The following is a 26,235-nucleotide window of genomic DNA, read 5'->3' as shown; positions in this document are numbered from 1 at the left end:
TTAAGACTCTCCAAAGAACACCATGTCGAGAATAATACACTCCAAGAAACTCGATTGAATCATAGTTAATCACATTGATTGAAAATCGTGAATCAAGTTCATATGCACACTCTAATACGGCGAGATATCCGATGATTGTTCTCTAGTATTCTCGAGTTGATTAGTTTCGGCTTAGTCCATGGATCGAGTATCGTTCGAACGTCATGTGAGTTCAGTTAAATGGAAAGATGAAGCATTGAATTAAGATTCGTTTGTGGTATGACAGATAAGAACAGTTGTGCTTATTGTGAAGGTTGGATCGGTAATAGATAATTCTGGATGTGCTGTTGTTCCAACCGCATAATTTGGTATTGTTGTGTGTGTGAAGAGTGTGCTATTTTGTGATTCAGTGTTAAATTCGGCAAGTGTATCTCTGATAATACGGTCGTATGAGGCTGGAAGCATATACTGACTAAGTTCTGTTGATGAACTGGCTGAGTTATGAGCCTGTGTCAACGAATACGTTACTGCTGCTGTTTCTGATGAATATCCTGTACAGATATGTGCGTTAGGAATTGTCTCATTGATAAATGTCAGTGGAATATGTGATGATGATTGATTGCTAGACGAATATTGATACTCACTTATTCTTCGTGCCGCTTCAACAAACGCAACAGGGGATTCTTTTGATTGAATGTTTTTCTGTTCGTAGGTAGCTCTCAATACGGTATTGACGTTATTCGAAACCACATCAGTATCAAACGTTGTTTCAGTAAATGTGTGCTCTGTTGTTTCAGATGGTCGATAGTCAGCTGGGGATACTGGAGTTGTATTATTTGAGGTCTCATCGGTGAGTACTGGGATAAATATCACAGCATGAATTAGTATAGTGAGTGTTACAATTAGTATAGTGGCAAAGGTGTATCGAGAACTCATTAGCTTATATCTTGTATATACTGTATTTATAATTTCGTCTGTAAAGAAAATTGATAAATAATGTAATATAATCTGTTTTTGATTAAATATAGCATTCATATAACGAGAAAGTGTAACTATAGTGTATAATATTATTATATCAAGTAAAAATAAAAGCAGTTTGTGATAGGATCATTTTCAACCGAAGATTGTGAACTACCTCGGGGTCAAGCCCCGAGGCACTCATCTTGTTTATTGAATCTGATCAGTTTTAATTGCTTGGCGGAGCAAGAGGATATAAATATAAACAAATTATCATTTAATCCATCGTGATTTCTCAACAAACCAATCAGGGCGTTTCATCAGTAGTTGGAACGATAATTATGATTGTTATTGTGTTCATCTCTGCATCAATTACCGCTCCTGTCTTTCTTGATGTTGTACTAACGAACTCAGAACCAATTAACGCTGATATTGGATTTCAGTCAAATACAGATGCGACTGTGACGGTAGATATAAAATCATTATTTGATATTGACTATGTAACGTTGTCATATGGTTCGAGCATCAAAACGGTCAAAGACACACCACAGAGCATAATTTTCACTCCAGAGCCAGGTAATATTACAGACCCTCTGACTGTTATCGGATATCGTGGACAAGATACAGAAGTTATTGATAGATTTTATTTTTCAAAAACGGCTGCAACACTCGTTGAAATGAAGAGTTCAACATGTGATTCACCAGGAACGTGTTCAGCTACAATTCACGTCGATGGAATTCCTATCAAAGAGGTATCGTCAGGAATTAATATTCTTATTGTCGACGAATCAGGAGCTGTTACCGAGTATGCAACGGGAGATACTCATACAAATTCACAGTTTAAAACATATTTCATCGCAGATGAAACTCGTTCAACAAACAAGTGTGGAAATTCATGTGGAGATGAAATACAGCAATTTATCGAGACAAATGCTGAAGAGACAGATGATATTTTGCTCATCGGGGGTGGGCAGCCTGGAAGAAATATTCGGGACCCATCAGATGGAATAAATGCAGAATTAGAAGAGTTTTATCGGGATCTTGGAGGACAATTCAGCGGTGATTTGAATCTTGAGGAAAACGATAGCTGGATTCTGGTCACGACAAAGTCTGACAGTTCAAATAGCAATGCACAATTATCGTATGAATATATTCCTCAGTTTGAACGGCACACTCCCCGTGGCAAGCAAAGTGGTATCGGAAACGTAACTGCGGTATATCTTGCAGATTTAGGGTAAAATATCAATTGTTGACATTTGTTTTCAGTTATGAACCATCCGATTTCCAATTAGCCTTATGATTTGGAATGATCGCTGTTGAAGCCACTGTTGAATCAGCCGTCTTCATTATCGTGAGTCGATAAATTCTATACACCTATCTCAATCATATCTTAGTCACCATTGAATTTTGTGGAATATGCGATTGATTGGAAGTTTTCACGATGCACCGAAAATAAAGGTAAATTATATATATTATTTTATAAATTATAAATGTATGGATAGTGATAGAATCAATAAGAGTGCGGTAAGTCCGGTGCTTGCTGTGACTTTACTAATAGCAGTAACGATAGCGTTGAGTGCGGTGATTGGTGCTTTCGCACTAGATATAACAGAGTCACAAAATGTGACTGATATAAATGACAAAGATATTGGTGTAAGTATTAGTGAAAAAAATGGAGAAGTTACAATTGACATCAAAACGGGGACAGCAGATGCGATGAGATTCATTATCAATGGAGACGAGAAAAAACTGTTTCGTGAGGCTTCTCCAGGGGATTCTTTCAGTGTATATGGCATTGACGCAGATTCAGATGTAACTCTCATTGAAATCGATGGCGATTCAGAATATGTTATTGGAACAATGAATACAGTTCAGGACAATGAAGCACGATCTACAATCCTATTCGATAAGAATCTGTATTTCGAGAGTGAAGCGTTACGCATCGAGGTCGATGATCCAAGCTTATCGACAGATAGAGACTATATTGTAAATGTCGGGTCTGATACTGAAAACTTTGTAGTTACAGAAGAAGCGTTACCATCGGGTATCAGCACTTACACGACTAATGATACAGTCTTGGATAGGAACAATGATGCCGTGCTGAACAAGAGTGATTTTGATTATACATACAGTGGGTTTGCATCAAATTCTATTGAATCTGTTCAAGTAAACCCAAATAACACTGTTACAGTATCATTTACTGGGGAGACAGACATTATTGATGATCTAAAATATGACAAAGGAGAAGTTATTACTCTATCACATGCTGGTGGTTCAATATTCACTGGAACAATTGATGTTAGTCAGACAGACACAAAAGGAGTCCTCAACGCATCGGATGGTGATACGATTACTGTTCGGTACAAAGACCCTAACACGGGCGAAATACGAGAAGACACTGCCACATTCACTCCGTAGATGAAATACTCTAAAAATGCGTGTGCTGACAAGTTTCATATTTCATATGTGTATGATATAGCCTTTTTATATCGAAACTTGGTATATTGATTATAGCTGAAATCATCTATAGTGGCATATGAAATATATTCGAGATTATTATATGGATATATAGAAGTCTCTGCTGAGGAGATTAACGTTATTAATCAACCAGAAGTACAAAGACTTCGCCGGATTCATCAGTTAGGATTATTTTCCTTGTATATCCAAGTGCTACACATGCACGATTTGAGCATAATCTTGGGTAATGAAGCGACCGATTATCTGCAAGAACGGTATACTTGATGTATATTGGAGTCGGTTTCTTACACTTTCTCAGGAAACAAGATATGTCATCGTCTGTATTACTCTCAGAAGAGCTTAGAAATGTTGATTACGCTAATCCAAATTCAAACGTACACACATCGTGTGAGTATAGATAATGAACTACAGCTCAGTTTGAATTGACTCCAGAGCTATGATTGTCGCTTGATGAACTGTATCAAGCGAATCCTCGTCGTATTGTTCTGCTGCTCGAGACGCATATGTTGAGGTCGGTGCACTGAGACGTTCAAGTGTTTGATGAGCGGTTTCTTTCATCCATTGTGATCGTGTTTTTTCGGTGATTTCTGAAACAGATTCTGGACGAATAGATGTGATTACATTACCGTCATCAGTTTCATATGTATTTGGCTTCCCAGTAATGGCTACATATGTTGGGGGATTGATTTTTCTCAGTGCTTCGGTAGCTTTTGGTTGATATTGACCGGAGTAAATATAGAATTTTCCTGTTGAGTCAGTTACACGACAGGAATAAAATCCGTCTTTACGCTCTTTTTCAGTGAGTGTTCCAGCAAGGAACAGTCGATTCGCTTTATTTCCGCTTGGAAGTAGGAGATAAGAGGGAGCATATTCGTCGTCGTCTTCTTTGAACATGTGATCAGCTTCACGAAGTTCTCGTGCAAAGACACGCTTTGCGACTTCTCGGGATCTATAATTTGAACTCATTGTATTATACTGACAGCGATCGTGCGTTAATCAATAATTCTTCAACGTCTCTTGAGTCTGTGGCTGTAGCAATTTCGTTTGCAGCAATGAAGTCACCTAATGGATTCCCTGATACGGTGAAATATGACCCAAGTATCAGCGGTTCCATTTCCCGTCCAGGTGCATCAGTGTCTAATGATTCTTGTGCTATACTGTTTGCTTCCTCAAGTGTCATTCCAGTGAGTTCTTCCGTAATTTCACGATTACAGACAACATTTTGAACCTCAGTGCCGTTATCAAGCACGAGCTTGAGACGAAGATCATATTCACTGTCAACAGCTCCATGTTCTTGACAGCTATCACTTGTAAGCACTCGTGAACATCCATCTTTTGTACATCGTCTTATCATTCCAGATCCATCTTGAATTGATACACATGAACCTGTGAATTCAACTGTATGTGAGATATCCTTCTTGTCATCGTCTTGCAACAGTGAAATGTCAGTTGAAGAATTTAGTTTCACCTGTGGATTATCTTGATATTCATCAGTGACGACGTTCTCAAATCGATACTGTTCATTTTCAACAAGAATTATGACATCGCTTTTCGCCCATGAAGTGAACTGAACACGTCCAGTCCCATCAGATAATAGTCCAACCTGAGAAATTGATTCACTATCGTTATCCCATAACTGAATTACTTCGGCTTCAAGTGTGATCCATTCTTCATTGACACCCATATCCTCAATAGTCGTGAGTGGAGCAGCACCTGAAGCATCAGCAGTTGCCTGGGTGACTTCTGTTTTGCTTGTGTTATTGTTCTCTGCAAGTCGATCTATGACACCATCAATAAGTGTCTTAGGGTCGCTAACACCAAAATTTAGATATGCGTCAATTTCCGTCTGTATATCAGTATCTTGAATCGTCTCTGAAAATTCATTATCGAGTCGACCTCGGATACTGTCTACTGTGATTTCAGTCATGATTATGTGTCCCTTGATTTAGTTTGAAGGGTGTGCAATATTATGTTCAATCTCGTGATAAGTGTATCTATTCTCAGTACATCGTCAACATCAAAGCATACAGTACGATACAAAGTAGTGTATAATATAACCTGTGAGAGCCTTTCAAATTCAACAGTAGATATATGCCATAACAGCAATCTTCACAACCAAGACATGCAACACTTGAGGAAATGCACCAGCAAATAACAGACCTATCAGAGAATCTTGCAATTCAAATGGATTTTCAAGAACAACAGAATGCAGAGTTTATTCAACGAATTACTGAATTTGAACAGATGGTCGAAAACGGTTCAGTGAATGGTGATCAATCCAAAGCTGATGCAGACGTGTGTTCATTAGAACGATACAGCAACATGTCTGTGTTTGAACGTGGGGGTAGCTTAACTAAACCAGTAAGACGAGCTGTAATCGTATGGGAGAATTATCATGACTGGAGCAGTCCAGCGTTCAAAGGGAGAGTGATAGATTCCAGTCAATTACGAAAATTATTGAATACGAGCACTCAAAGTGAATTAGCGTTTTCACGGATCTATCGAGTCATGAGGGAATTTGACAAGAATACATCTGAAAAATATAAATATATCGATAGTCGAAATAAAGGAAAATTACTCATTAAATACTATAAATAAACACTGTATCTAGTCTTGATTGTTGCAATGAAAAATGAGCTTAGGGGAAAGCTCGTAGGGGAATAACTTTGAATAGATTTGGGTATGGGATCCAAATCTTAGACGCTTAACGCGTCTATATTATTCCATACATAACTATTTAATAATCTTTACGACGTTTCGAACAGAATGCTATTCAGGAAACTATTTTATAAAAGTAGCATAACTGTTAGATAACATGAATTTCTTCGAATCGTTACCAGATATGGATCCATATGCTTCTCGGGTAATTAGGTTTTTAGAGAAACATAGTATGAGAGAATCGGTCGAAGATCAATTAGGGGTTGATCTTGAATACGTAGCTGATGAACTACTTGGAACACACAGTGCATCTCAAGAATATACAGATACACGGTTAACTCACCCCTACGATCCAGTAATCGTAGATACTGCTGTTGAAACGTTAATTCGAGTACAACAGGAAAAAATGCTAGATGAAATGAAGTATGTATCTAATGAAGTTAGTGAAATTCCTGTTGAGTTGGACATCGATGATCCACTGTACGTAATCTATCGATTCACATTACAGCTTGCGCATGAACGAGAGAAGATAATCGAGTATTTGAGTGACAACACTTTGAAGGATTTATCTGGACCGTCGCTTGAAGAAACGGATAATGAATTATTTTCATATATTCTTGATTTCGTTGAGGATGATCCTCGACCGACATTTGTGATTGGCGGTGGACGTGTTCTGCGAGAAAATATGGGGAACAAATATGATTTCACAGATGATGAGCTTGAACTAATAAAATATGCTCATGTCGAAGTTGCCAAACAAAATGGATATGATGAGCATACGTTGTTGGATGAAATAATATTTATTCCGGCGTTTACGCTTCCAAAAGGACAAACAGAAGCTCAAAAAGGAGCGCCGAGAATGACTGTTACTGATTAGCTGATCCAATTAAACTCACCAATATCTAATTGTTGTCTAAGATAATCAGCGACTAATACAGATAATGCCTGTCCCGTACCACCTGCAGATCTAATAGGACCGTAATATGGAATGCAAGTGACATCCTCCCCGCCGTAAACGGCGGGGCTTCCCGGCAGAGGAATACCAGTTAATCGCTGGCAGTGGGTTCTGGCTCTACATATCGACCGAGCGTCATTTGCTGTTGCTGTGATTGGCTCTGTCCGGTCGGAGTCATGGCGGTGTCACAACCGCTCCCATTCCGTGACATGTCATGTCATCGCCTGCCGATTTCACTGGCAGGCTCTCACCCCACGGATCGAGCCTCTCGGCTATGTTTATCGCAGCGTTAATGTCTGCGTGATATTCTGTTACCCAACCCAACAGTCATCATTTGTGCACCGAAATTCGTCGCTGTTCCTCGATCCGATATGGTTGCAGGCATGGCAGGTTTGGCTTGTGTAGTGTGGATGTACATATGCGACCGGCATACCAGCCTCAACCGCTTTCCGTTCGATAGCGTTTTGAAGCCGTCTGAACGCCCAGTTATGCAGTCGCCGGTTCAGTTCATCCACTTGCCATAATCTAAGTTTTCTCTGATACTGTGCAACTGCTCCAACACAACCACCGGCTTGTCGAATTGCTGGGCATAATCGACAGCCTGCCGACTTGCCTTTTCGACAATATCAGTCAGGGCGTTCTGATAGTGATTAAACCGCTCATCAATGCGCCATTGGGCGACATCACGTTCCTGTAACCGTGAGAGTGTAGTAAACATCTCCTTTCCCTTGCGGAGTTGTCGGGCGTGACCGCCGGTAATCAGCAGTGGGTCAGTCGGAGAACCGTCTGTGCAGGCACAGCCTGCTAGCAGGTGAGCCTCTCCAATATCAAACCCAACTGTTGTTATCCCGTCACTATCTGAATCATACGTTGAGTCAGGCACGTCAATGTCAACGCCGACATGCAACGACCATGTTTCACCGTCCCGTTGTAGCTGAAACTGGTTGGGTTCAATCTCACCGTTCAGTGTTCCATCCCAAAGAGATCGCTGTGCTGGACTGATTCGGAGTGGAATCAAGAACGGCGACCCTTCTGCTGATTGGGCTTTTGGAACCCGCCAGCAGAAACTATTTTGACGGTCGGGATCGTGGTCAAGTGTCAACCCACGTCCAGTATATCTCACTGGGTGGCTTTCATCCAACTCATCAGCCTCATCAACCAGATCAGGAACATAATTTTTCAGGGCGTCTTTAGCATAACTGCTCAGGTCGTATGGTGTGACCACTTCATTAACCGCCGTTTTGGTGTCACAATCGGCCTGAAACGCTTCCTGTAGGGCATGGCGATAAGTTTCCACCGAGTGTTGCAGGCTGGCTTGCTTGTGGCTTGTCGGTGGCACAAGAGTCGCCTGTAACGTGCGTATTACGGTCGCCATGCTACCCGTATCATCGTACTATTCTATGACGGCATACATCCATCGTTGTACGATACGAATATTTACTAATCACTACCTTTATAAATACAATTATGCCAAACGATACCCGAACAGATTCAGGCGAGTTCGATAAGAAGTATAGCGATGAAGATTTTCTATCAACCATACACAAATTAGATGGTTGTGGGACGACCGAGGTATCTGAAGCTCTTGAGTGTCCCTATACAACGGCATACGACCGGCTCAAATCACTTCAAGAGGCTGGGAAAGTGACTAGCCGAGATATTGGAAAGGTGCATTTCTGGGAAGTAGCAGAACCCGATAGCTAACCAATTACTGTTGGTATTCAACTGAGCTGGGGAACAGTGGTTGCAACAGAATCATGTCGCATTCCTGCCCGCCGTGAACGGCGGGATTTCCTGCTTGGTGAAGATGATTGTATATGAGCTGATTATAGCACAATATCTGAAGCAACCATTGATGCGGTGTATCTTGAACTATCAATCAACCCATCTCATTGCACCTTGCGTGAGATATTTCTAATAGATGGATATTGTCGTCATATCATTGATATTAATTCACCAAAATTAGAAGCCTCATGCATTATTGACGGCTCATTGCATCGGCTTTCCGATAAAACAGACACACCGATATCAGCTGGACCAATTAATACTCTCAACCCATTCGTTATCATTTGTTGAAAAGGATATTATATATTCTTTGACTGATGAATGACTATCAGTAGGCAGAGGTAATAGATGCTGATTTGGTTGTGTTAATCAGGCTATATACTGATCACTATTTATTGCAACAGGAATCGGGATTGTTTCGTTTTGTAATTCAACAGTGAGTTGATTTTTATCCTCATTAATTTTCTTCACACGCCCTTGTTGTCCTTTATATGGACCGCCGATGATATCGACTGTATCACCGATTGAAACGTTTGATACTTCTGACGAGGTATCTAAATAAGATAACGCTTCATCCAATGACGTTTTACCACCTAACGTTTTGTTTGCCTTTGGAATATCCTTAATGGCTTTTTTTACAGGCTTCAATCCATCTGATTCAACTAATATGTATGAATTTAGTTGAGACGGAGCGAGAATTGAGTGAATGTGTATACTTTGAGTTTTTGCGATTCGATCTGCAACAGATTCCTCAGCACCAGATTGTGTTGAGACTGCATAGATAGCCATGATTCATGTGGAGTGTACGAATACATAAAAATTCAGTTTTAATTAGCTGTATCCTTATCTAAGATACAGTCAATATAAGACTGTATTATGTAAGGCTACAGTTGATGATTCAGACGGTTAAGAACCACGTAGTTGGAGCAATGATATTGTATTGCGGATCATATGCCTCAGTTACCGGTAAAAAGTCATTAATTGACTGAGGAAACGCATCAGATAACAGCTGAAATGCATTTCGTGCTTCGGTATATGTCTTGCTTGGAGTTTGGTTTGAATTAACTGCAATTGTTCGAGTATTAGTCACTGAGATTGAATGAGAAAACTTGTTTTTCGGAATATGAAATGATGCTGTATCAAAATATAGGCAGTAATACTCAGAGGATCCAATCGTGTGAATCTCAACAGATGATGTGCGTGGATATATTCGATTAAGAATCCAGTGTTTGTATTCATAGATGCTTTCTTGCTGGATGCTTTGTTTTGTTGTTTGAGATCGTCTTTTTTGCTGTATTTGTTTTGCGTATTGATTTATGATACGAAGACTATCTACAATTTGCTCAAGTGAAAACGTTGTTTCAGTCGGGGCGGATTCAGAAGCGATAGAACAGGACAGAGACATGACTATTCCCAAGAGTCTCGTTGATATGCAGGTGGCATAGAAATAACACGAAGTTCATCGGGCTTTGGATCACTAAGTTTATTATTATCTGCTTTTCTCCGTCTGGATTCAAAATATCCAATCGTCGTTTTAACAACTTTTTCATCTGAAATTCCTGTCTCTTGGAGCTGCATGATCTTACCCACAACATCGGATTTCATTGGGTTGAAATCGAGTATATTTAATACATCAGCAGCGAGTTCATCAGTCGTGATTTTAGATGGTTTTTTCATGTTATATTTTTGTCAGTCCGGTGTTATAATACTTTTCACATTTTACTATAGTCTATGGATATCTGTACTCGTCGTCCACTGGATAAATCACACTAGAGACAGCAGTAATCATCGTGAGAGATATGAATAAAACAGTGGTATTATATACGATACTCAAGTACCTGACTTTACGAAAATTGCAGGTGGACACAAAAGAGGATGAATGCTACTCAAGGACCTGAAGCAATTGATACGCCTGTCGCAGTCAATACAGCATCAACTGATTCTAAAGCACAGACAACCGTTCCATTGCCGACTCAGCTTCATGATGAAAGTCAGTTTTCGTCTGGAGCATACGTACGCATAGGACTTGCATATACGGATGAAGGTCCGCAGTTACTTGTTAACCCAAAACCTCAACAAAAATCTCAGAAGCAATCTAATGATAGAAAAATATCACAAGATAATGCGATCGTAGTTCCTCAAGAAATTGCTACAGCATTTGGGCTGAACGGAGATGTTTGGTGGGAATCATATGGGGTCCAGCTCGTCGGAACTCCGATGGTATATAATAATGAAAATGTGTTGCAAGAGCTTATTCAACAAGGTTCTAACTCAATAACCGAGAGTAGTGACACATTTCACGATGTCCTGACTCAAAGCGTAACAGATGATTATACAACATTTAGCAATTCAAATCCAACAGTAGTAACAAGGGATGATTCCACCTCATCAATTATTCATCGGCTCCCACAATCGTTTAGTGAATTTAAATCGATCAATCAACTGAACTTTACGTTATTATTTGATGGAGATACGCTAGTTGTTGGATTATTTTCCTCTGAACCAGAACTTCAACTTCCATCGCAATCCGGATCTGTGCTCAATTCAGTTACCGTTTCAAATGCTTCTTTTCCAGATGCAGGTAGATTAGAGGTAAGAAATGCACAGGGAACACAGTTAGGACAGACAGATACACTTTCAGCAGGAATATACGGTAATATCGAGATTCCACTGTATAGTCCAATTACAGAGTCGCAGAAACTTATTGTTGGAATGACTATCGATGGAAAACCAGTCAAATTAAACGATGAATTTGTTGTAACACATACACGTGTAGCAATTGATGGCGACAATACATCGATTGATGAGAAACTAGATGTTTCAGACTTTTTGAATGCTCAATCAGGGTGGTTATATGGTAAACGCCAACATCCATTATCTGCGTCTCCTCACGAATCAGTAACTAAAAACTACATAATTTCAGAAGCTCTTCAGTCGATATCAATCCCGGTATCGGTAGAATCGTCTAATAACGACTCCTGGTATCAGTTTCCTGATGAAATTGGCAATGCACTACGGGCTCATAAGACATATGAGACTGCATGGATTCGGCTAGGAAACAATACATATATTTCTCAATTACAGCCAAGTTCAAATCTGCAACTGACATCTCGATGTGATCCGCTATTTGACGAATGATTTCTAACAGTAAATTAAGGATTAGCTATATTCATCATGTGATTTGAATATTGGTACTCGGATTAGTGTTTTATTATTCCAGCAAAGTCCTACCAGAAGCCGGATGACCAACGCAGAGTGTGGGCTCCGGACGATCTCCAAAATCGCCCAGCAGGACGAAGTACTCAACAGGTCGGACAAAATAGCTTTATCGCTCGTCGCGAAATAAAACTCTCATGCAACTCGTCGCCCATCGTGGCTTCGATAAGCAGTACTCCGCGAACACCGTTGCAGCTGTCGAAAGGGCGATTCAAAACGCCGATATGGTCGAAATCGATATTCGTCGGTGTGCGTCGGGCGAACTCGTCGTCGCACACAATGCTCTGATTGACATCGATATCGATGGTATTGATCGAGTTGACGAGTTGACTGCCACAGAACTCGCCGCGCTTGACGCTCACGACGGCGAGGGTGTCCAGACGCTCAATACCGTTCTCGACATGGTTCCCGCCGAGGTGGGTGTTAATCTTGAGTTGAAGGATCCCAAAATCACAGAACAGGTCCTCACAGTAGCCGAATCGGTCCCACATGAAGTGATCATCTCGTCGTTCGACCCCGATGCTCTCCGTGGTGTCCATCCTAAAAAGAACACGAACGTTGAACTAGCCTACGTGCTCGGGGCAACCCCCGACGACGATCTTGCGGTCGCGATGGGTCTTGACTGCGCGTTCGTCCACCCGAATGCGTGGTTGTGCCTGCTGACCGGTGTCGTCGCCAGAGCTCATGACGCGGGATTGGCGGTTAACGCATGGACCGTTGACTCCCGCCCGGGAGCATGGGCACTCTCTCAGCGTGGCGTTGACGGGCTCATCGCGAGTTCACCACATGTGGTGGATTGGGTCAACTAAGGGACACGGACCATCGCTAATCCACTCCCCAGGCCTAGGCGACTCGTCCACAATCGCTCCACAAAGTCCGTGTCCTGTACCGTGCACACACAGGTCTTGAGAAGACTTGGATAAGACGCGTACAAACGAGGAGCCTGGCCTCCCCGTTGAGTCCGTCTTCCTCAGCATGTTCGTGCCGTAACTCACCTCGGACCTCGAGTGTCTCGAGATCCGGCGGCGGGCGCGAACGCTTGCGGAGCAGGTCGAGGAGTGCGGCGTCACGACGGGCGTCCATCCGGTCGGGTTCGCCGCGGCCTGTCTTTACACAGTCACGACTCGGACCGATGGCTGACTCAGTCATAGGCAAAGACGTGGCGAACGCATCGAGATATTGTTCACAGTGGCGGCATCGAATACCATCCACAGTCCTGCAACTAGCGCTGCAACAACGAGGTACACTGTTGGGCTCTGAAAAAATCCAGCGGTCAGTCCCGACTATGATGTCGAACGTCCGATAGCAACCGCGACCCCGATGACGGCGAGCCAGGGAAGTGTCGCCGCGATCTCGACCCCGGTCACGGCAACGTGGCGACGACGAAAGGCCCACACTATCGCGACAACTGAAACGCTGACAAGGATGAATGCGATGACGGAGTCTGTCATTTTGGCTGTGTTGGACACCGCTGTGCGGAGGATAGCCGTCCTCAATAGCTGTCTGGAAGCACGTCAGGCGTACGTGTTCTCAAGATGGGTGACGATGTCGTCGCTCTCTGCCATTCCCTTGACTTGATCCCGTGTTCGGGGTCGACAAGCACCGGTACTCCGGACTGACCACTTAGCGATTTCACTTCGAACCGGAGGAACCGGAATGGGAGGACAGTATGCGATTTGTAGTCGAGATCGAGATACTCTAGCGTACGTTCAACCTTTACACAGTAGGGACAGCCGGGGAGTCGATAGAGTTTCAGCATCGAATCTTGGTAAACAACAGATTGTATCATACGAAACCCCGTCGCGGATGCGAAACGAAACTGCACGAGCGGTGAAACAGCTCGGTTGCGAGAGTAGGAGACCAACGCATCTCGATCGATTGTTCTGAGACTACTGTTGGATTCACTCGATACAGCAGCTCTTCGGTGTATCTTGTCGGAGTGCCTGGCAGGCGTGTTTGAACGCCTCCCTAAATGTCGGGAACGGCTGAATGGTGTCGATGATGTCGTCGACGGTGAGGTCGAACTTCACGGCTAGCGTCGCTTCCATGATCATATCGGCGGTCGGGGGCCGACCATATGGACGCCGACGATCTCGTCGGTCTTGTGGTGTTTGACGACCTGAACGAGACCATCGATATTCTTGACCGCCTTCGCCCGCGGGACGTCTTTCATCTGGACGGTCCGGTACGAACAGGTCTCGTGCTCATCCACTGATAGTTTTTAAATTCCGCGTATGTTGAAAAGCATGGCTGAATCCGCTGTCTCGCACTCACACCCGCTTGATACGATCTGGCTGTCTCCGATGTGATTCAGGAAACCCGGCTCGCTCACCTCTACACCCGTGCCTTTGAACTCAATTCTCCAACTGTCGAAGAGCTAGCGGTGGGTCTCGAGAGTTCGACGACGACCGTTTACGAGGACGTGAAGCACCTCGTAGAGATCGGGCTGCTGGAGCGCGTGACGGAGACGCAGCCACACCGATATCAAGCGAGCCGAGTCGATCTAGCAGTTCAGGCTGATGGCGAGATGTTCCACATCACCCCGACCCTCCTGGTCGCCCTCGCTGCACGGGAATCAAACGAGAACATCAACCTCTACCTCGACCGGCATGGTGTCAGCGGGCTCGCAACCGCCATCGAGTACGCTCGGGCGTACACCCAAGCCACAATGAATGCCCGAATCATGGCTCGTGAACAGGAAATCCCCGTTCTCGAAACAGAGACCATTTTTCAGGAACTTCAAGAAATCATTCTGGACGCAGAGCCCGATATCCCGACGAGCCTCGATCTCGACGAACTTGACGCCGCCGTCGATGACCGCCTTGACGAATAGTACCCCTGTCAGCGCAACTACTCCCGTCTGTCGAGGGGCACATCGTCCATGGAGACTCCGCTCGACCAAACCGGTCGAGCCCTCTGTAACAGTGGATCGGGGTAGGACATCGAGTCCTTGTCCTTTTCGTTTGGGTGCAGAACCCAACTACTCCGACGTATATTCGGGAATTACGTCTTCAAAGAGTGCCTGACAGCACTCCCAGAGGAGTTTCGGCGGTGATTCAGCTTCGAAAATGACTCCGTCGTATTCTGGGCGTTCCATTGAAGCCATCTGGTACTGGAAGTGTGCTGTGCCGAGATCATCGTGGTCTTCATCTTGGTGCCATCCACAGTGGAATCCCGTATTTGGGTCTGCGTAGTCGATTCGGAACTCGTCGTGTGGGGTGTCAGCTTCCAGTGGACCTCCACGTGGAGCGGTTCGGGCCCAGTTGAGGGGATGACTCGCTGTGGGTCAACCTCAGCGGCTACATACCGTTTTTGGATCGCATCTGGCTCGAACCAGACAGAGACTACCTCAGCTTGTCGCTGGAGGATATCTCTCAGTGTTCGATAGAGAGCCGGGTTCTCTGCGCCCGGAGTCATACAGAGACGGGGTTCTGTTCGCTGGGGAACCGATCGTAGAGGCGGAGTGCGTCTTCGACGAGCCGACGGCGTGTTTGAAGATGTTCCCACTCGCGTGCTGCTTGGCGGCGGGTACGCTCGTCTTCACGATCGGCTGCGTTGCTGAGACTCGCCCGTAGCTCGTTGGGTGTTTCGACGTCGTATTCCGTCTTCCACGTGCGGATCTCGTTGTTCATTGCTTCGAGACTCGTGGCGAGTTCATCTGGTGAATGGTTCTCGTAGAGGTCACGCATCTCGATGAGGTACTGCCCAACAGGGTCTGGCGCGTACGTGGTTTGCTGTCCCTGTGTCTCTGCGCGCAGTTTTCCGTCATCAACGAGGCGCGTGAGGTACTTCGTTGCCGTCTCGTGGGCGACCTCTGCCTCCGTCGCGATCCAGTTGGCCGTTCGGGGCTCACTGACGGTGAGTGCGACTGCTTCGGTGCGCTCGGCCGCTGATAGGTTCTGGGACCAGTCGCAGCCGGATTCCTCACTCATAATTACGTCTACTACCCTGTATAGAAATAAGTTGAGGTGAATGGGATTATTCTTAGATACTCTGTTTGTACCCCCCGGTACAGTGACGGGACGGAACGAGTCTGCTCACCATCCGAAAACCCATGTCCTCAAAACCATCCACTAAGAGTGGAAAACCCAACATTTCCGACCGACAGATCGTCCTCTCTCACCTGGTGAACCAACTCCTCCAGCGTGAAGGAGGCAACGTCCCCGTCGAGCGAGTAACACTACGGGTGTCCGACTACGCCGACATCTCCGATCAAGACGCCGCCGACCTCATCGACGAGGAGGCCCCCAGCAGCGGCGAGGGCGCACAGGAACGCGACGGGGGTGGTGAGCACGAAGACAGTGAAGAAGCCAGCGAGGAGAGAGCTGACGCCGGTCAGGAGGGGGGTGAGGGTACCAGCGGCGAGGAAGAGTTCAAAGACAAGGCCGAGGGCGGAAATAATGAACAGTCCGAGTCAGACTCCGCCCCACCGAGTCGAGCCCAGGCCATCGCGCAGGCTGCCGACCGCGCCCGGCAACGCGAGCAGGAAGATCAAGGAGCGGCCCTGGGACAAGAGACCAATTCTCCCGAGAGAGAAGCACCGTCGAAGTCACCATCACCTGAGGAGAACCCGGGTGATGTCCCGAAATCAGCTGCGCCGAGTTCAATCAACACTCCGCAGCAGGATCAGCTCACGTTCGGGGCATTCGGCGGCGATACCCAGGATGATCGCGAGAGCGAAAGTCCAGATACGGGCACAGGTGAGATTGGTGATGATCCGAGCGCAGACGAGACCGACGGCGAGCAATTCTCGGATGGATCGGATGAGGCAGAGCAGTCGAACCAAACGGAGCCCCCGACGCCCGAGAAGGCGACCAGCAGCGCGGTGGGAGACACGGACACGGACACTGGCGCACGCTCGGAATCGGAGTCCGGTTCGGAACCCGAATCCGAATCAGATCCTGAACCGGAATCAGAAATCCCAGAAGGACCTGCCCACGCCAAGAGTTCGACGAGGTCGCCCGATGAAGACGAAGCCCTCTACGAGGACGCCTTGGCCGGAGACGAACGCGCTTCCCACGGCGAATCCGAGCGCGAAGGTATCGACGAACAGGCTCTCGAGAAAGAACTCTCCGCGCTCGCTGACCACCTCGAACGCTCCGCTCGCCAGCACGCACAGAAGGGGGAAGGCCAGAAGAATAGAGAAGGTGGACAACACGGTGGGCCTGGAAGTCTCGACGACCTCGATATCCTCCCCATTAGCGACGACCTTGTCTCCCCTCGTGAGCGGGGTGCTATCGAAGAGGGAGCAGATAGGGTCGCAGACACCCTCGAAATGTACCTTCGGCTCGACCGCCGCAAGAGGGTGCGGCGTGGCCTCTCCGCCGGTGCATACGATTCGCGGGCCGGCCATCGCCTCGCCCTCGGCGACCCACAGGTGTGCAAATCCCGAACCCGTGGAAATGAAAAGCAGTATGGCCTCGTTCTCGTCCTCGACCGTTCTGGGTCGATGCGTCAAGGGTCACCACCGAAGATCGAGGTCGCAACGCAGGCCCTCGCCCGATTTGCACTCGCCGCCGAGAACCTCGGGATTCGTGTCGCTATCACTGACTTCTATCGTGGCGATGCCCGGCTCGTGAAGCCATTCAGTATCGATGCTCGCCATGTTCAGGTGAATCTCCTCGATACGACGTGTAGTGGCGGGACGCCCCTGGCTGATGCGGTTAGCCTTGCCCGTGAGCTGGTTGAGGCACAACGCGACGAGCCGCTGATAATCACTGTGACAGACGACAACCCCTCTTCGACGGACGACGTCATTGACCAGATACGGCGGTCTCACGCACCCGTGTGCTCGCTCACTATTGCGACCGATTGCCAGCCTGGGTCGCTCTCTGACAGCGCCTCCGAACTCTCGCAGTACTACGAACGCCAAGAAGCCGTTTACACGCCTGAGCGTCTCGACGACAGACTTGACCAGTTCACAAGCCTGCTAGCCGGGCTGTGATAATTAGCAGGAGTTTCCATATTTTCTATCGTCATCTACCTCTGTAATTGGTAGTCCAGCTTGCTGAATACATCGCGCGAGTGCAGCACGTCGCAAATAAAGACTCCCGATCCTCTGATCCGGTCCGTACAGAACATGAAGTGACCATCCCATTCATGTAGGCGCAAGTGCGTATCATAACACAGAACAGATGTCGCAACAGGAGACCCGTATCGTACAGGACATACTCAACGAACCGCACATTGACGGTCGGCGCGTGCCAGTCCTGACTATCGTTGAGCGGGTCGAAGGTCGTGGACTCGCACCTCAAACCGTCGCAGACCGCCATAACCTCGATATTTCGGAGGTGTACGCTGCACTGCTATACTATCATGACCATCCTCGAGAGTTCGAGAACCTGCGACGCGAACGAGAGCAAATCATGGTTGATCTAACGGATGAGATTACCCGACCCGAGGGCGTCACTCCACCGGACAGAGAATAGATGCGATGGGCATTTTTTATCGACGCAAACCTCGAACCGCGTACCGCTGAAATTCTCCGAAAAGAAGGCTACCGGGCCGAGTACTCTGATTACGTACTCGACGAGGACGCTGACGATGAGGTCGATATACTCCCCTCCGTCCAACAGGAAGAACTGATAATTGTGACCGCGGACATCAAGAACTTCGCGCCGCTTGCCGACTCCCGGCACGAAGGGCTTCTGTTGGTGAATAACCAGCGAGCCTCAGCGTACGCGATTGCGAATGCTATTCTCAACATCGTCGATGCTTACGGATCTCCAGCCAATATGCTCGGGAAAATTGAAACCCTTGAGCCGTGGATTCGGGAATGAGTCAGTAGCACCCTGTCGAGACGCGGGCGTACTGAGCGGTTGGTTCAACGTCTCCGGTATGACAAAAAGCCGCCGTGCTACATGGAATCTCTATATCGGTCAACGTGATTTTATTTAGTTGAGGATCTGTTATGTTGGAATGCATGAGAACTTCTGCGAATTACGATGATATGATCCTGCGTTACGATGACACTCGGTTCGTTGTGTAGGACGTCTTCCGAGCCAGTTTGTCGCCCCCGCGTCAGTAGCGGGGCGTCCAGCAGACGACCGACGTCAGCACTCCGCTCTTCCTCAAGCATGTCCTGTCGAACCATCCACTCAGCCGACGGCAGTGTACCTCCTCTGGCATTACCACCAGGGGCGCTCTCACACACCGACCGTGCCTACGACTACGATGTCGACCGTGATCCACCGAACGTCGAACCCATCGAACACCAGATCCCTCGATTTCATCGAAAATTCAAGGCGGATACCCCGAGGCTTGACCTCGGGGAGAAAGCCGACACTCGATGAGACAAACCACGTTCGATAGCAAGACGGACTCCCAACCATATATGTAGCTTCAAATATCTCTGCCCATGCTCATGAGGTATGGAGGTTGTTCGGAACATCCAAGTCAAACTCGACGTTACCAAAGAGGACTACGCTGTCCTCGATGAGACGTTCGAGGAGTTCCGAGAAGCGGCCCAACACGTCGCAGACCACGGATGGAACGACAACCCCTACAACATCACGGACACGAAGAACACGCTCCACAAAGAGACATATTCCGACGTTCGTGACGAACTCTCCTTGCAATCCAGTCTCGTCCAGTCCGCGAGGAATCTTGCGGCCACCGCGTTCGGCAACTGCAAAGACCGCATTATCGAAGACGGTAAGAAAGCAAGCCTGAGTTCCGAGGCAGTGTGATCGTGTACAATGGTCGGACGATAACGTACAACGACGACCGCGTTTCCCTCGCTACTACAGAGAAGCGAGTGACCGCAGAATACGTCACACCAGTCAACGAGGAAGACACGCCGTTCGAGGATACTGGACGGACGAATGGGAAAAGACCGAAGCAACGCTCCACAAGCGTGATGACACGTACTACCTCCACGTCGCCGTGAAGAAAGACGTAGCCCCCTCTTGCGACGAAGAATCCGAGAACGGAGTGGTTCTCGGTGTGGACTTGAACGTGGACGGATACGTGGCTGTCACCAGTACGGGAGCGTTCCTCGGCAACGCAGACCATCTCAATCACCGACGCAACGAATACGAACGTCGGCGCGGCAACCTGCAACAGACAGGCACTCGCTCCGCGCATCTCATCATCAAGGGCATCGGGTCACGGTTCGCTCGGTGGAGCGCGGACTCCCTACATCGAGTCTCCAAAGCACTTGTTCAAGAAGCCGTAAAAAATGACTGTACAGCGATTGCGTTCGAGAATTTGAAGCACATCCGTGACCGCATCTCGAATGCTTCAAAGTTCCAGCAGTGGGCGTTCCGCGAACTCCAACGCCACGTCGAATACAAAGCCGAGGAATACGGTATTGACGTAGAAGACGTTGCGCCTGCTTATACGAGTCAGCGGTGTAGTCACGGCGAGTGTGGGTTCACGCACGAGGACAACCGCGACGGTGACGAGTTTGAGTGCCTGAAGTGCGGGAAAGAACTGCATAGCGATTATAACGCCGCTCGAAACATCGGGTGGCGTCTTGTCCATCACTGGCTCAAGTCTGGTGCTGGACGAGCCACGAGTCAACTGGCTCTGAAGTCAGGGACGTTGAACGCGAACGGTCGATTCCGACCTACCGCTACCGCTTTGCGCGGTTAGAGCGGGAGTCCACTGACAAGCCTCGGAGTCGGGGCTTGACCCCGAGGCAGTTGACGCGCGGCGGGCCTATTAGTCGCGATCAACTTCTCGGAGACTACAATCCGTGGGAATATAATGCCGACACCTCTCCAACCTCCCCTTGGTTCAGGGAAGAACAGAAACCAGTGGGTCTCAAGTACGCCGAAGCGTCGTGTGACGTGCGGATTCAAAAAGAGGAGACACTCTACGAATATTTCGATGACGACTCTATTCTGGCCGACGCACCTGCCTATCTCGCTGCACGTCTTCGCGACGCTCGCGGGCAATCCGACCCTCGCGACGCCGTTCATAAGGTGGGAAAAAACCGCAAAAAGTGGTATCAGGAACTCATTCCCGGCGCGAATCTCCGACAGATCCTCAAAGAGTCGTCCTATGGATCACTGATCGAGGAGTGCATCGGACCCACCCCCGACGCCAACCGCCTCCTCGAGCACAACGCATTCGTGGGGATGGTCCTCGTTGACGACGACACTGACCCCGACGTGATCGCACAAGAACACGACCTTGACTCGGTGTACATCCTCCATGAATCGAAGCTCTCACACGCAACAACCGACGAGCCAGTGGCTCTCGCTGACTATGGCATCGAACTCCCCGCGCCCACACTTGTTGGAGAATACGACAGTGGAAGCCAGTACACACTCATTCCGTGGGGGGACGCCCTCACCTGCTCGTGCCCGTACAAGCAAACTTCCTCATTCCGCGTGATGTGTAAGCACGAACTTCTCGCGAGCATCGTCTGCGGCGACCGCGACTCGATGTTCATCCCGCTCACCCGGGGTATCGACGTCCCTCACCGAGCTCGTCGATTCGTTAGTTCCGAGATCGCCGTTTCCCACCAGCCGCAAACACTAGAAGGTAACTCGTCGCCATGACGACGCTTCTGGAACCCGAACATCGTGAACACGTCACCGACCCGCTGGACGACATCACTCAACAGACGGGCGAATCCCCCTATCAAGTCTTCTCGGATTGGATCGACATGACCGTTGCCAGCTTCTCCGGCGACGAGGACGCCTACCAGAAACCTCTCGATCGGTATCGGACTGATGGCCGCGACGAGGAGACGGTTCGAGAGCTCGCGACGCTACATGCTAACGCCCTCGGGGGGCTCGTCCTCGCGATGGAAGAAACGCGAGAAGACATCCTCGGCGGTGTGTATGAACACTACGGCCTCACCAGCGAGCACTTCGCCCAGTACTTCACGCCCGGAACGGTGAGCCGAGCGATGGCCGAAATGAACCTCCCTGACACAGACAGTCTCCGTGAGGCAACGCCCGAAGACCCGCTCGTGGTCGGCGATGTATCTGGGTGCGGGAGCGGTCGACTCATCGTCGATATCGCACGTCGTCTTCGTGGTATGGCGCCCGAAACGCCTGCCGTCTTCCTCGGCTACGACAAAGACCCGCTCTGCGCGAAGATGGCCGTCCTCAACTTCGTGCTCAACGACATGACCGGGTACATCCTCCTCGGTGACGCGCTGAAACTCGACGCCCGCCGGGTATGGTTCATCAGCACTGCCCAGCTCATCCGTGGAGATCATCCCGTGCGAGAACTCGACACCAGCGAGCGTGATCGTGTCCTCGCCCGATTCTTCGGTGTGCCCCTCGTCGACGACTTGGACGAGGACACCGACGCCGGCGCCGCACAAGACGAGTCGGACACTCCCGATGTCGACCCAGAATCGATACCCGAAGAACCAACATCCACATCGGCCCTCGACGTCTCGCTTGCCCCGGATGAGACCTCTCAAGCCGGTTTCGATGAGTTCGCATGACAACCTCGTGCAAGCGTGACGGGTGTGACCGAACGTGGCCCCGTGACCCTGTCCTTGAGGTGGAGTGCCCAACGTGTCGCGCTTCGATTGGGACGAAGTGCAAACGCCCGTCAGGGCATGGTGGCAATTTCGTCCATCCACACGGAAGCCGCGACAACCTCGCTTTCGACGAAGGCTACTACGGAATATGCCCCCTCGACATCTGCGCCGAAACGCTCGAAGACATGGATGGCCCGGATACACCCACCGAGGAAGATGAAGATACCACTGAACAGGTCTCGATCGGGGCATTTTGAATTACTCTTCCGTTGCTCGGCGTCCTACGTTACCGTCCAGGCGACGGAGTTCCTCGGGATTGAGGGAGCGAAGTTCGGTGAACCACCCATCGTAGCGACGGGCAATGTGGGTCGGGTTCTCATCTTCGATTTCGGGTTTTCCGTTCTTCTTGTGACCAGCCTCGGAGAGGTGGACACTGTCGGTGTTTCCACTCATAATGCCTCGAAAAGCAACCGTGCTTTCCACTCGCATAGACGCTTGAACTGCGTATAACTGTATTGCGCTCATCACCGCGCAGTATCGCGATTTTCTGCCGAAACCCCCACAAACACAAACCCCGCCCCTCTCCAACAGAGTAACCGGCTAGCTCGTCCGCGCCCGTCACACTCAGTGGGCACTCACTATGCGCATCAACTCACAGTCTACACTCCCCATACAGGCACGCGGCACTATCGCTCCGGAACGGTTGAGGTGGAAAGACGAAGGTCGCCTTTCCGAGACATTATGTTGAGTCGTTCAAGCCTCGCCGTAGCTACTCTACGCTAGGATATAACGATACGATATCGTCCAGCCTCGTTGAAAACGGCGCTAAACATCGCTGGTCCTGTTGGTATTCGGGTCTCAAGGAGGATTGCTTCCAGCGTTCAGTGGGTCGTACGACTGGCTGTGATAAGCGACGCGCCATAGTTTGAGCACCGCACGGGTGACCAGCGCCTCTGGTGACTGCTTGATACAGGACTCCTCAACCTCATTTGGGTCTGAACTCGCATCAGGTGGTGGGTGATAATGCTCGAAACCAGGTACGTGGATATAGTCTCCATCGTGTGGATGCGTTCCCCACCGGAAGTTCACGCCCTCGGAGTCCGTATAGTGGAAGTTGTAGTCTCCACGGACCGTCCACTGGATGTCAATTCGCCCACTATCGGCCTCACAAAGGCCATCATCGAATCTGACCTCCAGCACTGATGGGTTGAGATAGTCATCTAGCGAGGGAGTTGCGAACGGCTCTGTCTCGTCTATAATATCTCGGATCGTAATGAGAGCTGGCCGGTCAATCAGCCCACGGAGCGAGTGGCTCTCCTCCGTTCCAGATGGTTTCGACATCGACTAGGCGGAAATGCTGCTGTCAGTCGGGCGACGACCATCATCAACGAACCGTTCGGCATTCGCGATCGAGAGGGCGGCATTTGCGAACGCGAGGTTGCGCCGGAGCGTCTGCCACTCTTGAATCGTCTCAGAATCAGTATCCGGCTGGTCCGAGGCGGGGTCTCCGAGTGTCTGGTTCGTTTGCTCGACTGCTAGCTCTTCGGGCGAATCAACGCCGTATTCAGAGCGATATTCGTTGAGCTGGTCACGCATCTCTCCGATACGCGTGACGAGTTCATCCGTCGAGACGTGTTCGAGGATATCTGCCGCCTCCTCAACGACGAGAGATTCAGTGGACCGACGATAGGTTGTCCCGCCGTGTTCGCCGGTGGCTGTGACAACGAATCCCTCGTCGTTGAGTGCGTTGAGGTGCTTTCGAGCCGTCTTCGGCGACGTGAGAGCGTCCTCGGCGACAGCATCAGCTGACACGGGTGAGTACGTGTGTGCGATAACGTGGCGGACACGCTCGTAGGGTGTCGTCTCGTTTTTCCAATCCTCTTGGACCTCCTCGTTGATATCCGCGAATTCGTCCGGCGCTCGGTCATTCATACTGATTCCTTCGTGATGTAGGAATATAGTAGTTTGCTACGGATCTATGTTACCTAATCGGCCACACCCTGTCGCACACTCTCGATCGTTTCTGGATCCTCGGGAACATCCGCTGGTCGAGAGGCTCTGTATGGACCATGCCGGTCTGTGTTGCTGAACACCGTACTCTGCCGGTACGGTCCGGAGCCGGATAGCTCGCGCTCAGTATTGGCCCCCCAAGTGGGTCGAGGGGATTCGAGAGGTGGACGGCCGACAGCCGCCCGCCTCATCCTCACAGAGCGTGACCTATCGATGACATACTACAACGACGGCCAGCACCGCCTCTCGAACAGCGACGTCGAACAAGACGACCGGTTCGATGAACTCAGACTCCGTGGTCTCTACGAGAGCCCGCACCTCGAAAGCGACTGCCTCGGCATCCGCCTCGAGAACGCCGGCGAATTGATGATAGCCGCTCGTCGTGAGCCCGAATACGATGAGTTTGGCCTCGAAATCGACGGACCTGGACGATACGAACTCGACGCCTACTGGGTCGGCGCGAGTCTCCGCACCACCGAAGGTCGCGACGTCGATCCCATGGACCTCGCCGACGAGGACCTCACCGGGCTCCCACTCGAAGCCCAGGAACGCTTGCACGGACTTCGAGAAGAGCGCAAACGCCAGCGTGAGAAGGCCTTAGCTGCCCATTCCATCGGCATCGACCGCGAAACGCGGTGTCGCGAGGACATCCTCGGAGAGTGTCGAGAACGCCGAGCCCAGCGCAACGAGCGCGTCATCGGTGCGGGAATCGACCGCGACAACGCATTCAAACATATCGACAAGAACGAGAACGAGGCCGAGGCCGAGGCCGTTCGCGAGGTCGCTGCTCGAATTGAAGACCACCTCATCACCGGTCCTCGTGAGGAGGTCCTCCAACACCTGCTCGCACGCAAAGTCCGGCGGGGTCAGGATGTCTTCACCGCCCAGTCCAACACGTTGGAGCAGCTCTACCAGGAGGCGAGCGTCATCCAACCTATCTCTATCTCGTCCGTGCCGATCATCCCCTCGAAGTACAACGTCGAGGCTGACATTCAGGGCGAGGTCACGACTCTCTGGCAACCCAAATCGCAGAGCCAGCAGCAGGTCGACCTCATCAAGGACGACGCCGGCGATACAATCAAATTCACCGTATGGACACGCTCTCGACAGAGCGTCATCTTCCACGAGGGCGATCTCGTTCGGATTCGTGCCGGGAAAGTCGGGAAGTACCAGGGACAGGCTACTCTCGCCGCCGATTCCGAGACGCAAATCGAAGTCCTCGAACGTGGAGACGGTCCCGCACCCCGGGGCGACATCCTGAACGTCGACTGGGAGACATACGCCACGCGTCACCGCGAGCAGGGCATCGAACATCCTTTCCAGCGGCACAAGGCCTGTGCGATTCCCACACTCGGCGCTCCCGGTGTCAAAGAGGTCTCCCGTCCCGTGCATGCTCTCGCCGACAGACTCGATCAAGAGAAAGGCGGTCGGTTGGACGCGCTTGAATGGCTCAAAGCCACCGAGATATTCGACGAGGCCGACAGCAACGTTCCCTTCCCGACCTGGTGGCGCGAACAAGCCAACGTCGTCTCCGTTATCGTTGATCTTGACGCCGAAGGGAATGAGATCGGCGCGGTCATCCGTGAGACCGTTTCGACGTGTCGCCCCGAATCCATACCTATTCCCGTCACTCCCGTCCCCAGAGGTAAGCGCCGTCTCTGGGCGCTCATTCGTGATATCGACCTTTTTGGAACCGCTCTTGATGATGATACGGAGGGAGTGGCAGAGACGGAGATAGGTGACTCCG

General features: G+C 49.3%; 29 protein-coding genes and 5 pseudogenes. 19 read left to right on the top strand and 15 right to left on the bottom strand.

Annotated elements, in window-relative coordinates; genetic code table 11:
* Positions 1 to 240 precede the first annotated feature (240 nt).
* The gene (locus J07HQW2_RS00480) at positions 241 to 915 is read right to left on the bottom strand and encodes a hypothetical protein (protein WP_048075034.1); all 675 of its coding nucleotides are present in this window, start codon (positions 913 to 915) and stop codon (positions 241 to 243) included.
* Positions 916 to 1,223: 308 nt separating this feature from the next.
* On the opposite strand from J07HQW2_RS00480, the gene J07HQW2_RS00475 reads away from it, so the two are divergent.
* Both J07HQW2_RS00475 and J07HQW2_RS16845 read left to right on the top strand, forming a co-directional pair.
* Positions 1,224 to 2,174 (top strand): type IV pilin N-terminal domain-containing protein, encoded by a 951-nt coding sequence (locus J07HQW2_RS00475; protein WP_048075033.1) that lies wholly within the window; start codon positions 1,224 to 1,226, stop codon positions 2,172 to 2,174.
* Between the two features lie 256 nt (positions 2,175 to 2,430).
* Complete coding sequence (locus tag J07HQW2_RS16845) at positions 2,431 to 3,354, top strand: type IV pilin N-terminal domain-containing protein (protein WP_021053176.1); 924 nt, start codon at positions 2,431 to 2,433, stop codon at positions 3,352 to 3,354.
* 465 nt (positions 3,355 to 3,819) lie between these two features.
* Here the strand turns inward: J07HQW2_RS16845 and J07HQW2_RS00465 are convergent, their stop codons facing one another.
* Positions 3,820 to 4,380 (bottom strand): hypothetical protein, encoded by a 561-nt coding sequence (locus J07HQW2_RS00465; RefSeq protein ID WP_021053174.1) that lies wholly within the window; start codon positions 4,378 to 4,380, stop codon positions 3,820 to 3,822.
* Positions 4,381 to 4,384: 4 nt separating this feature from the next.
* On the bottom strand, positions 4,385 to 5,341 hold the full coding sequence (locus J07HQW2_RS00460; RefSeq protein WP_021053173.1) for a hypothetical protein: 957 nt from the start codon (positions 5,339 to 5,341) through the stop codon (positions 4,385 to 4,387).
* A gap of 212 nt (positions 5,342 to 5,553) precedes the next feature.
* Between J07HQW2_RS00460 and J07HQW2_RS00455 the strand changes: the two genes are divergently transcribed.
* A complete protein-coding gene (locus J07HQW2_RS00455) occupies positions 5,554 to 6,012 on the top strand; it encodes a hypothetical protein (protein ID WP_021053172.1) in 459 nt (152 codons plus the stop codon).
* Positions 6,013 to 6,304: 292 nt separating this feature from the next.
* Entirely contained in the window at positions 6,305 to 6,949 is a 645-nt protein-coding gene (locus J07HQW2_RS00450; protein ID WP_048075032.1) for a hypothetical protein, read from the top strand.
* An 8-nt stretch (positions 6,950 to 6,957) separates the two neighbouring features.
* Here J07HQW2_RS00450 and J07HQW2_RS19700 read toward each other — a convergent pair.
* A pseudogene (locus J07HQW2_RS19700) lies at positions 6,958 to 7,113 on the bottom strand (hypothetical protein); the annotation flags it as partial.
* A gap of 5 nt (positions 7,114 to 7,118) precedes the next feature.
* A pseudogene (locus J07HQW2_RS00445) lies at positions 7,119 to 8,402 on the bottom strand (RNA-guided endonuclease TnpB family protein).
* Positions 8,403 to 8,494: 92 nt separating this feature from the next.
* Here J07HQW2_RS00445 and J07HQW2_RS00440 point away from each other — a divergent pair.
* Positions 8,495 to 8,731, top strand: coding sequence for a helix-turn-helix domain-containing protein (locus J07HQW2_RS00440; protein WP_021053169.1), 237 nt, complete (start codon positions 8,495 to 8,497; stop codon positions 8,729 to 8,731).
* A gap of 450 nt (positions 8,732 to 9,181) precedes the next feature.
* Here J07HQW2_RS00440 and J07HQW2_RS00435 read toward each other — a convergent pair whose 3' ends face one another.
* The 3 genes from J07HQW2_RS00435 to J07HQW2_RS00425 form a co-directional block, all read right to left on the bottom strand.
* Positions 9,182 to 9,601 (bottom strand): transcription elongation factor Spt5, encoded by a 420-nt coding sequence (locus J07HQW2_RS00435; protein ID WP_021053168.1) that lies wholly within the window; start codon positions 9,599 to 9,601, stop codon positions 9,182 to 9,184.
* A 109-nt stretch (positions 9,602 to 9,710) separates the two neighbouring features.
* Positions 9,711 to 10,217 (bottom strand): hypothetical protein, encoded by a 507-nt coding sequence (locus J07HQW2_RS00430; protein WP_021053167.1) that lies wholly within the window; start codon positions 10,215 to 10,217, stop codon positions 9,711 to 9,713.
* A 2-nt stretch (positions 10,218 to 10,219) separates the two neighbouring features.
* Entirely contained in the window at positions 10,220 to 10,489 is a 270-nt protein-coding gene (locus J07HQW2_RS00425) for a hypothetical protein (RefSeq protein ID WP_021053166.1), read from the bottom strand.
* A 198-nt stretch (positions 10,490 to 10,687) separates the two neighbouring features.
* Between J07HQW2_RS00425 and J07HQW2_RS00420 the strand changes: the two genes are divergently transcribed.
* From J07HQW2_RS00420 to J07HQW2_RS19480, 3 genes and pseudogenes are all read left to right on the top strand, one after another.
* Positions 10,688 to 11,950, top strand: a complete 1,263-nt coding sequence (locus tag J07HQW2_RS00420; RefSeq protein ID WP_021053165.1) for a hypothetical protein — start codon at positions 10,688 to 10,690, stop codon at positions 11,948 to 11,950.
* A gap of 215 nt (positions 11,951 to 12,165) precedes the next feature.
* A complete protein-coding gene (locus J07HQW2_RS00415; RefSeq protein WP_021053164.1) occupies positions 12,166 to 12,837 on the top strand; it encodes a glycerophosphodiester phosphodiesterase in 672 nt (223 codons plus the stop codon).
* 124 nt (positions 12,838 to 12,961) lie between these two features.
* Positions 12,962 to 13,205: pseudogene (locus tag J07HQW2_RS19480) on the top strand (transcription initiation factor IIB family protein); the annotation flags it as partial.
* 337 nt (positions 13,206 to 13,542) lie between these two features.
* Here J07HQW2_RS19480 and J07HQW2_RS16840 read toward each other — a convergent pair.
* Both J07HQW2_RS16840 and J07HQW2_RS19475 read right to left on the bottom strand, forming a co-directional pair.
* Positions 13,543 to 13,787, bottom strand: a pseudogene (locus tag J07HQW2_RS16840) (glutathione S-transferase N-terminal domain-containing protein).
* A 142-nt stretch (positions 13,788 to 13,929) separates the two neighbouring features.
* Positions 13,930 to 14,240 (bottom strand): annotated as a pseudogene (locus J07HQW2_RS19475) (mercuric reductase); the annotation flags it as partial.
* 93 nt (positions 14,241 to 14,333) lie between these two features.
* Here J07HQW2_RS19475 and J07HQW2_RS00405 point away from each other — a divergent pair.
* On the top strand, positions 14,334 to 14,861 hold the full coding sequence (locus J07HQW2_RS00405) for a DUF7437 domain-containing protein (protein ID WP_021053159.1): 528 nt from the start codon (positions 14,334 to 14,336) through the stop codon (positions 14,859 to 14,861).
* A gap of 147 nt (positions 14,862 to 15,008) precedes the next feature.
* Here J07HQW2_RS00405 and J07HQW2_RS16825 read toward each other — a convergent pair whose 3' ends face one another.
* Together J07HQW2_RS16825 and J07HQW2_RS00395 are read right to left on the bottom strand one after the other, a co-directional pair.
* A complete protein-coding gene (locus tag J07HQW2_RS16825) occupies positions 15,009 to 15,134 on the bottom strand; it encodes a hypothetical protein (protein WP_021053158.1) in 126 nt (41 codons plus the stop codon).
* Positions 15,135 to 15,441: 307 nt separating this feature from the next.
* The gene (locus J07HQW2_RS00395) at positions 15,442 to 15,960 is read right to left on the bottom strand and encodes a DUF7342 family protein (RefSeq protein WP_021053157.1); all 519 of its coding nucleotides are present in this window, start codon (positions 15,958 to 15,960) and stop codon (positions 15,442 to 15,444) included.
* A gap of 122 nt (positions 15,961 to 16,082) precedes the next feature.
* Between J07HQW2_RS00395 and J07HQW2_RS00390 the strand changes: the two genes are divergently transcribed.
* The 9 genes from J07HQW2_RS00390 to J07HQW2_RS00355 all read left to right on the top strand — a co-directional run bounded on the left by J07HQW2_RS00390 (position 16,083) and on the right by J07HQW2_RS00355 (position 22,735).
* Positions 16,083 to 17,972, top strand: a complete 1,890-nt coding sequence (locus J07HQW2_RS00390; protein ID WP_021053156.1) for a vWA domain-containing protein — start codon at positions 16,083 to 16,085, stop codon at positions 17,970 to 17,972.
* 190 nt (positions 17,973 to 18,162) lie between these two features.
* Positions 18,163 to 18,456, top strand: a complete 294-nt coding sequence (locus tag J07HQW2_RS00385; RefSeq protein ID WP_021053154.1) for a DUF433 domain-containing protein — start codon at positions 18,163 to 18,165, stop codon at positions 18,454 to 18,456.
* Entirely contained in the window at positions 18,457 to 18,807 is a 351-nt protein-coding gene (locus tag J07HQW2_RS00380) for a DUF5615 family PIN-like protein (RefSeq protein ID WP_021053153.1), read from the top strand. It begins immediately after the preceding gene.
* Between the two features lie 297 nt (positions 18,808 to 19,104).
* Positions 19,105 to 19,320, top strand: coding sequence for a hypothetical protein (locus J07HQW2_RS00375; protein WP_021053152.1), 216 nt, complete (start codon positions 19,105 to 19,107; stop codon positions 19,318 to 19,320).
* Between the two features lie 78 nt (positions 19,321 to 19,398).
* The gene (locus J07HQW2_RS16820; RefSeq protein ID WP_021053151.1) at positions 19,399 to 19,716 is read left to right on the top strand and encodes a hypothetical protein; all 318 of its coding nucleotides are present in this window, start codon (positions 19,399 to 19,401) and stop codon (positions 19,714 to 19,716) included.
* 79 nt (positions 19,717 to 19,795) lie between these two features.
* Positions 19,796 to 20,623: an RNA-guided endonuclease InsQ/TnpB family protein gene (locus tag J07HQW2_RS00370; RefSeq protein ID WP_303704291.1), complete on the top strand. Its 828-nt coding sequence runs from the start codon at positions 19,796 to 19,798 to the stop codon at positions 20,621 to 20,623.
* 35 nt (positions 20,624 to 20,658) lie between these two features.
* Positions 20,659 to 21,537, top strand: a complete 879-nt coding sequence (locus J07HQW2_RS00365; RefSeq protein ID WP_048075030.1) for a hypothetical protein — start codon at positions 20,659 to 20,661, stop codon at positions 21,535 to 21,537.
* Positions 21,534 to 22,439, top strand: a complete 906-nt coding sequence (locus J07HQW2_RS00360; protein WP_021053147.1) for an N-6 DNA methylase — start codon at positions 21,534 to 21,536, stop codon at positions 22,437 to 22,439. Before J07HQW2_RS00365 ends, J07HQW2_RS00360 begins: the two co-directional genes overlap by 4 nt.
* Positions 22,436 to 22,735, top strand: a complete 300-nt coding sequence (locus tag J07HQW2_RS00355; RefSeq protein ID WP_021053146.1) for a zinc finger domain-containing protein — start codon at positions 22,436 to 22,438, stop codon at positions 22,733 to 22,735. Before J07HQW2_RS00360 ends, J07HQW2_RS00355 begins: the two co-directional genes overlap by 4 nt.
* Before the next feature lies 1 nt (position 22,736).
* On the opposite strand, the gene J07HQW2_RS00350 is transcribed toward J07HQW2_RS00355, so the two are convergent.
* The 3 genes from J07HQW2_RS00350 to J07HQW2_RS00340 form a co-directional block, all read right to left on the bottom strand.
* Complete coding sequence (locus J07HQW2_RS00350; RefSeq protein ID WP_303703833.1) at positions 22,737 to 22,931, bottom strand: hypothetical protein; 195 nt, start codon at positions 22,929 to 22,931, stop codon at positions 22,737 to 22,739.
* A 405-nt stretch (positions 22,932 to 23,336) separates the two neighbouring features.
* The gene (locus J07HQW2_RS00345) at positions 23,337 to 23,819 is read right to left on the bottom strand and encodes a toxin-antitoxin system TumE family protein (protein WP_021053144.1); all 483 of its coding nucleotides are present in this window, start codon (positions 23,817 to 23,819) and stop codon (positions 23,337 to 23,339) included.
* A gap of 3 nt (positions 23,820 to 23,822) precedes the next feature.
* Entirely contained in the window at positions 23,823 to 24,410 is a 588-nt protein-coding gene (locus J07HQW2_RS00340) for a DUF7342 family protein (RefSeq protein ID WP_021053143.1), read from the bottom strand.
* 291 nt (positions 24,411 to 24,701) lie between these two features.
* Between J07HQW2_RS00340 and J07HQW2_RS00335 the strand changes: the two genes are divergently transcribed.
* Positions 24,702 to 26,235 (top strand): single stranded DNA-binding domain-containing protein (locus J07HQW2_RS00335; RefSeq protein ID WP_048075029.1); only part of this gene is annotated, 1,534 nt, incomplete at its 3' end.

Origin of the sequence: Haloquadratum walsbyi J07HQW2 (assembly GCF_000415985.1) — an archaeon.
In the GTDB taxonomy this organism is placed as follows: domain Archaea; phylum Halobacteriota; class Halobacteria; order Halobacteriales; family Haloferacaceae; genus Haloquadratum; species Haloquadratum walsbyi_B.
The sequence above is the reverse complement of the archived record's forward strand: the minus strand, read 5'-3'. Positions and strand labels throughout refer to the sequence as shown.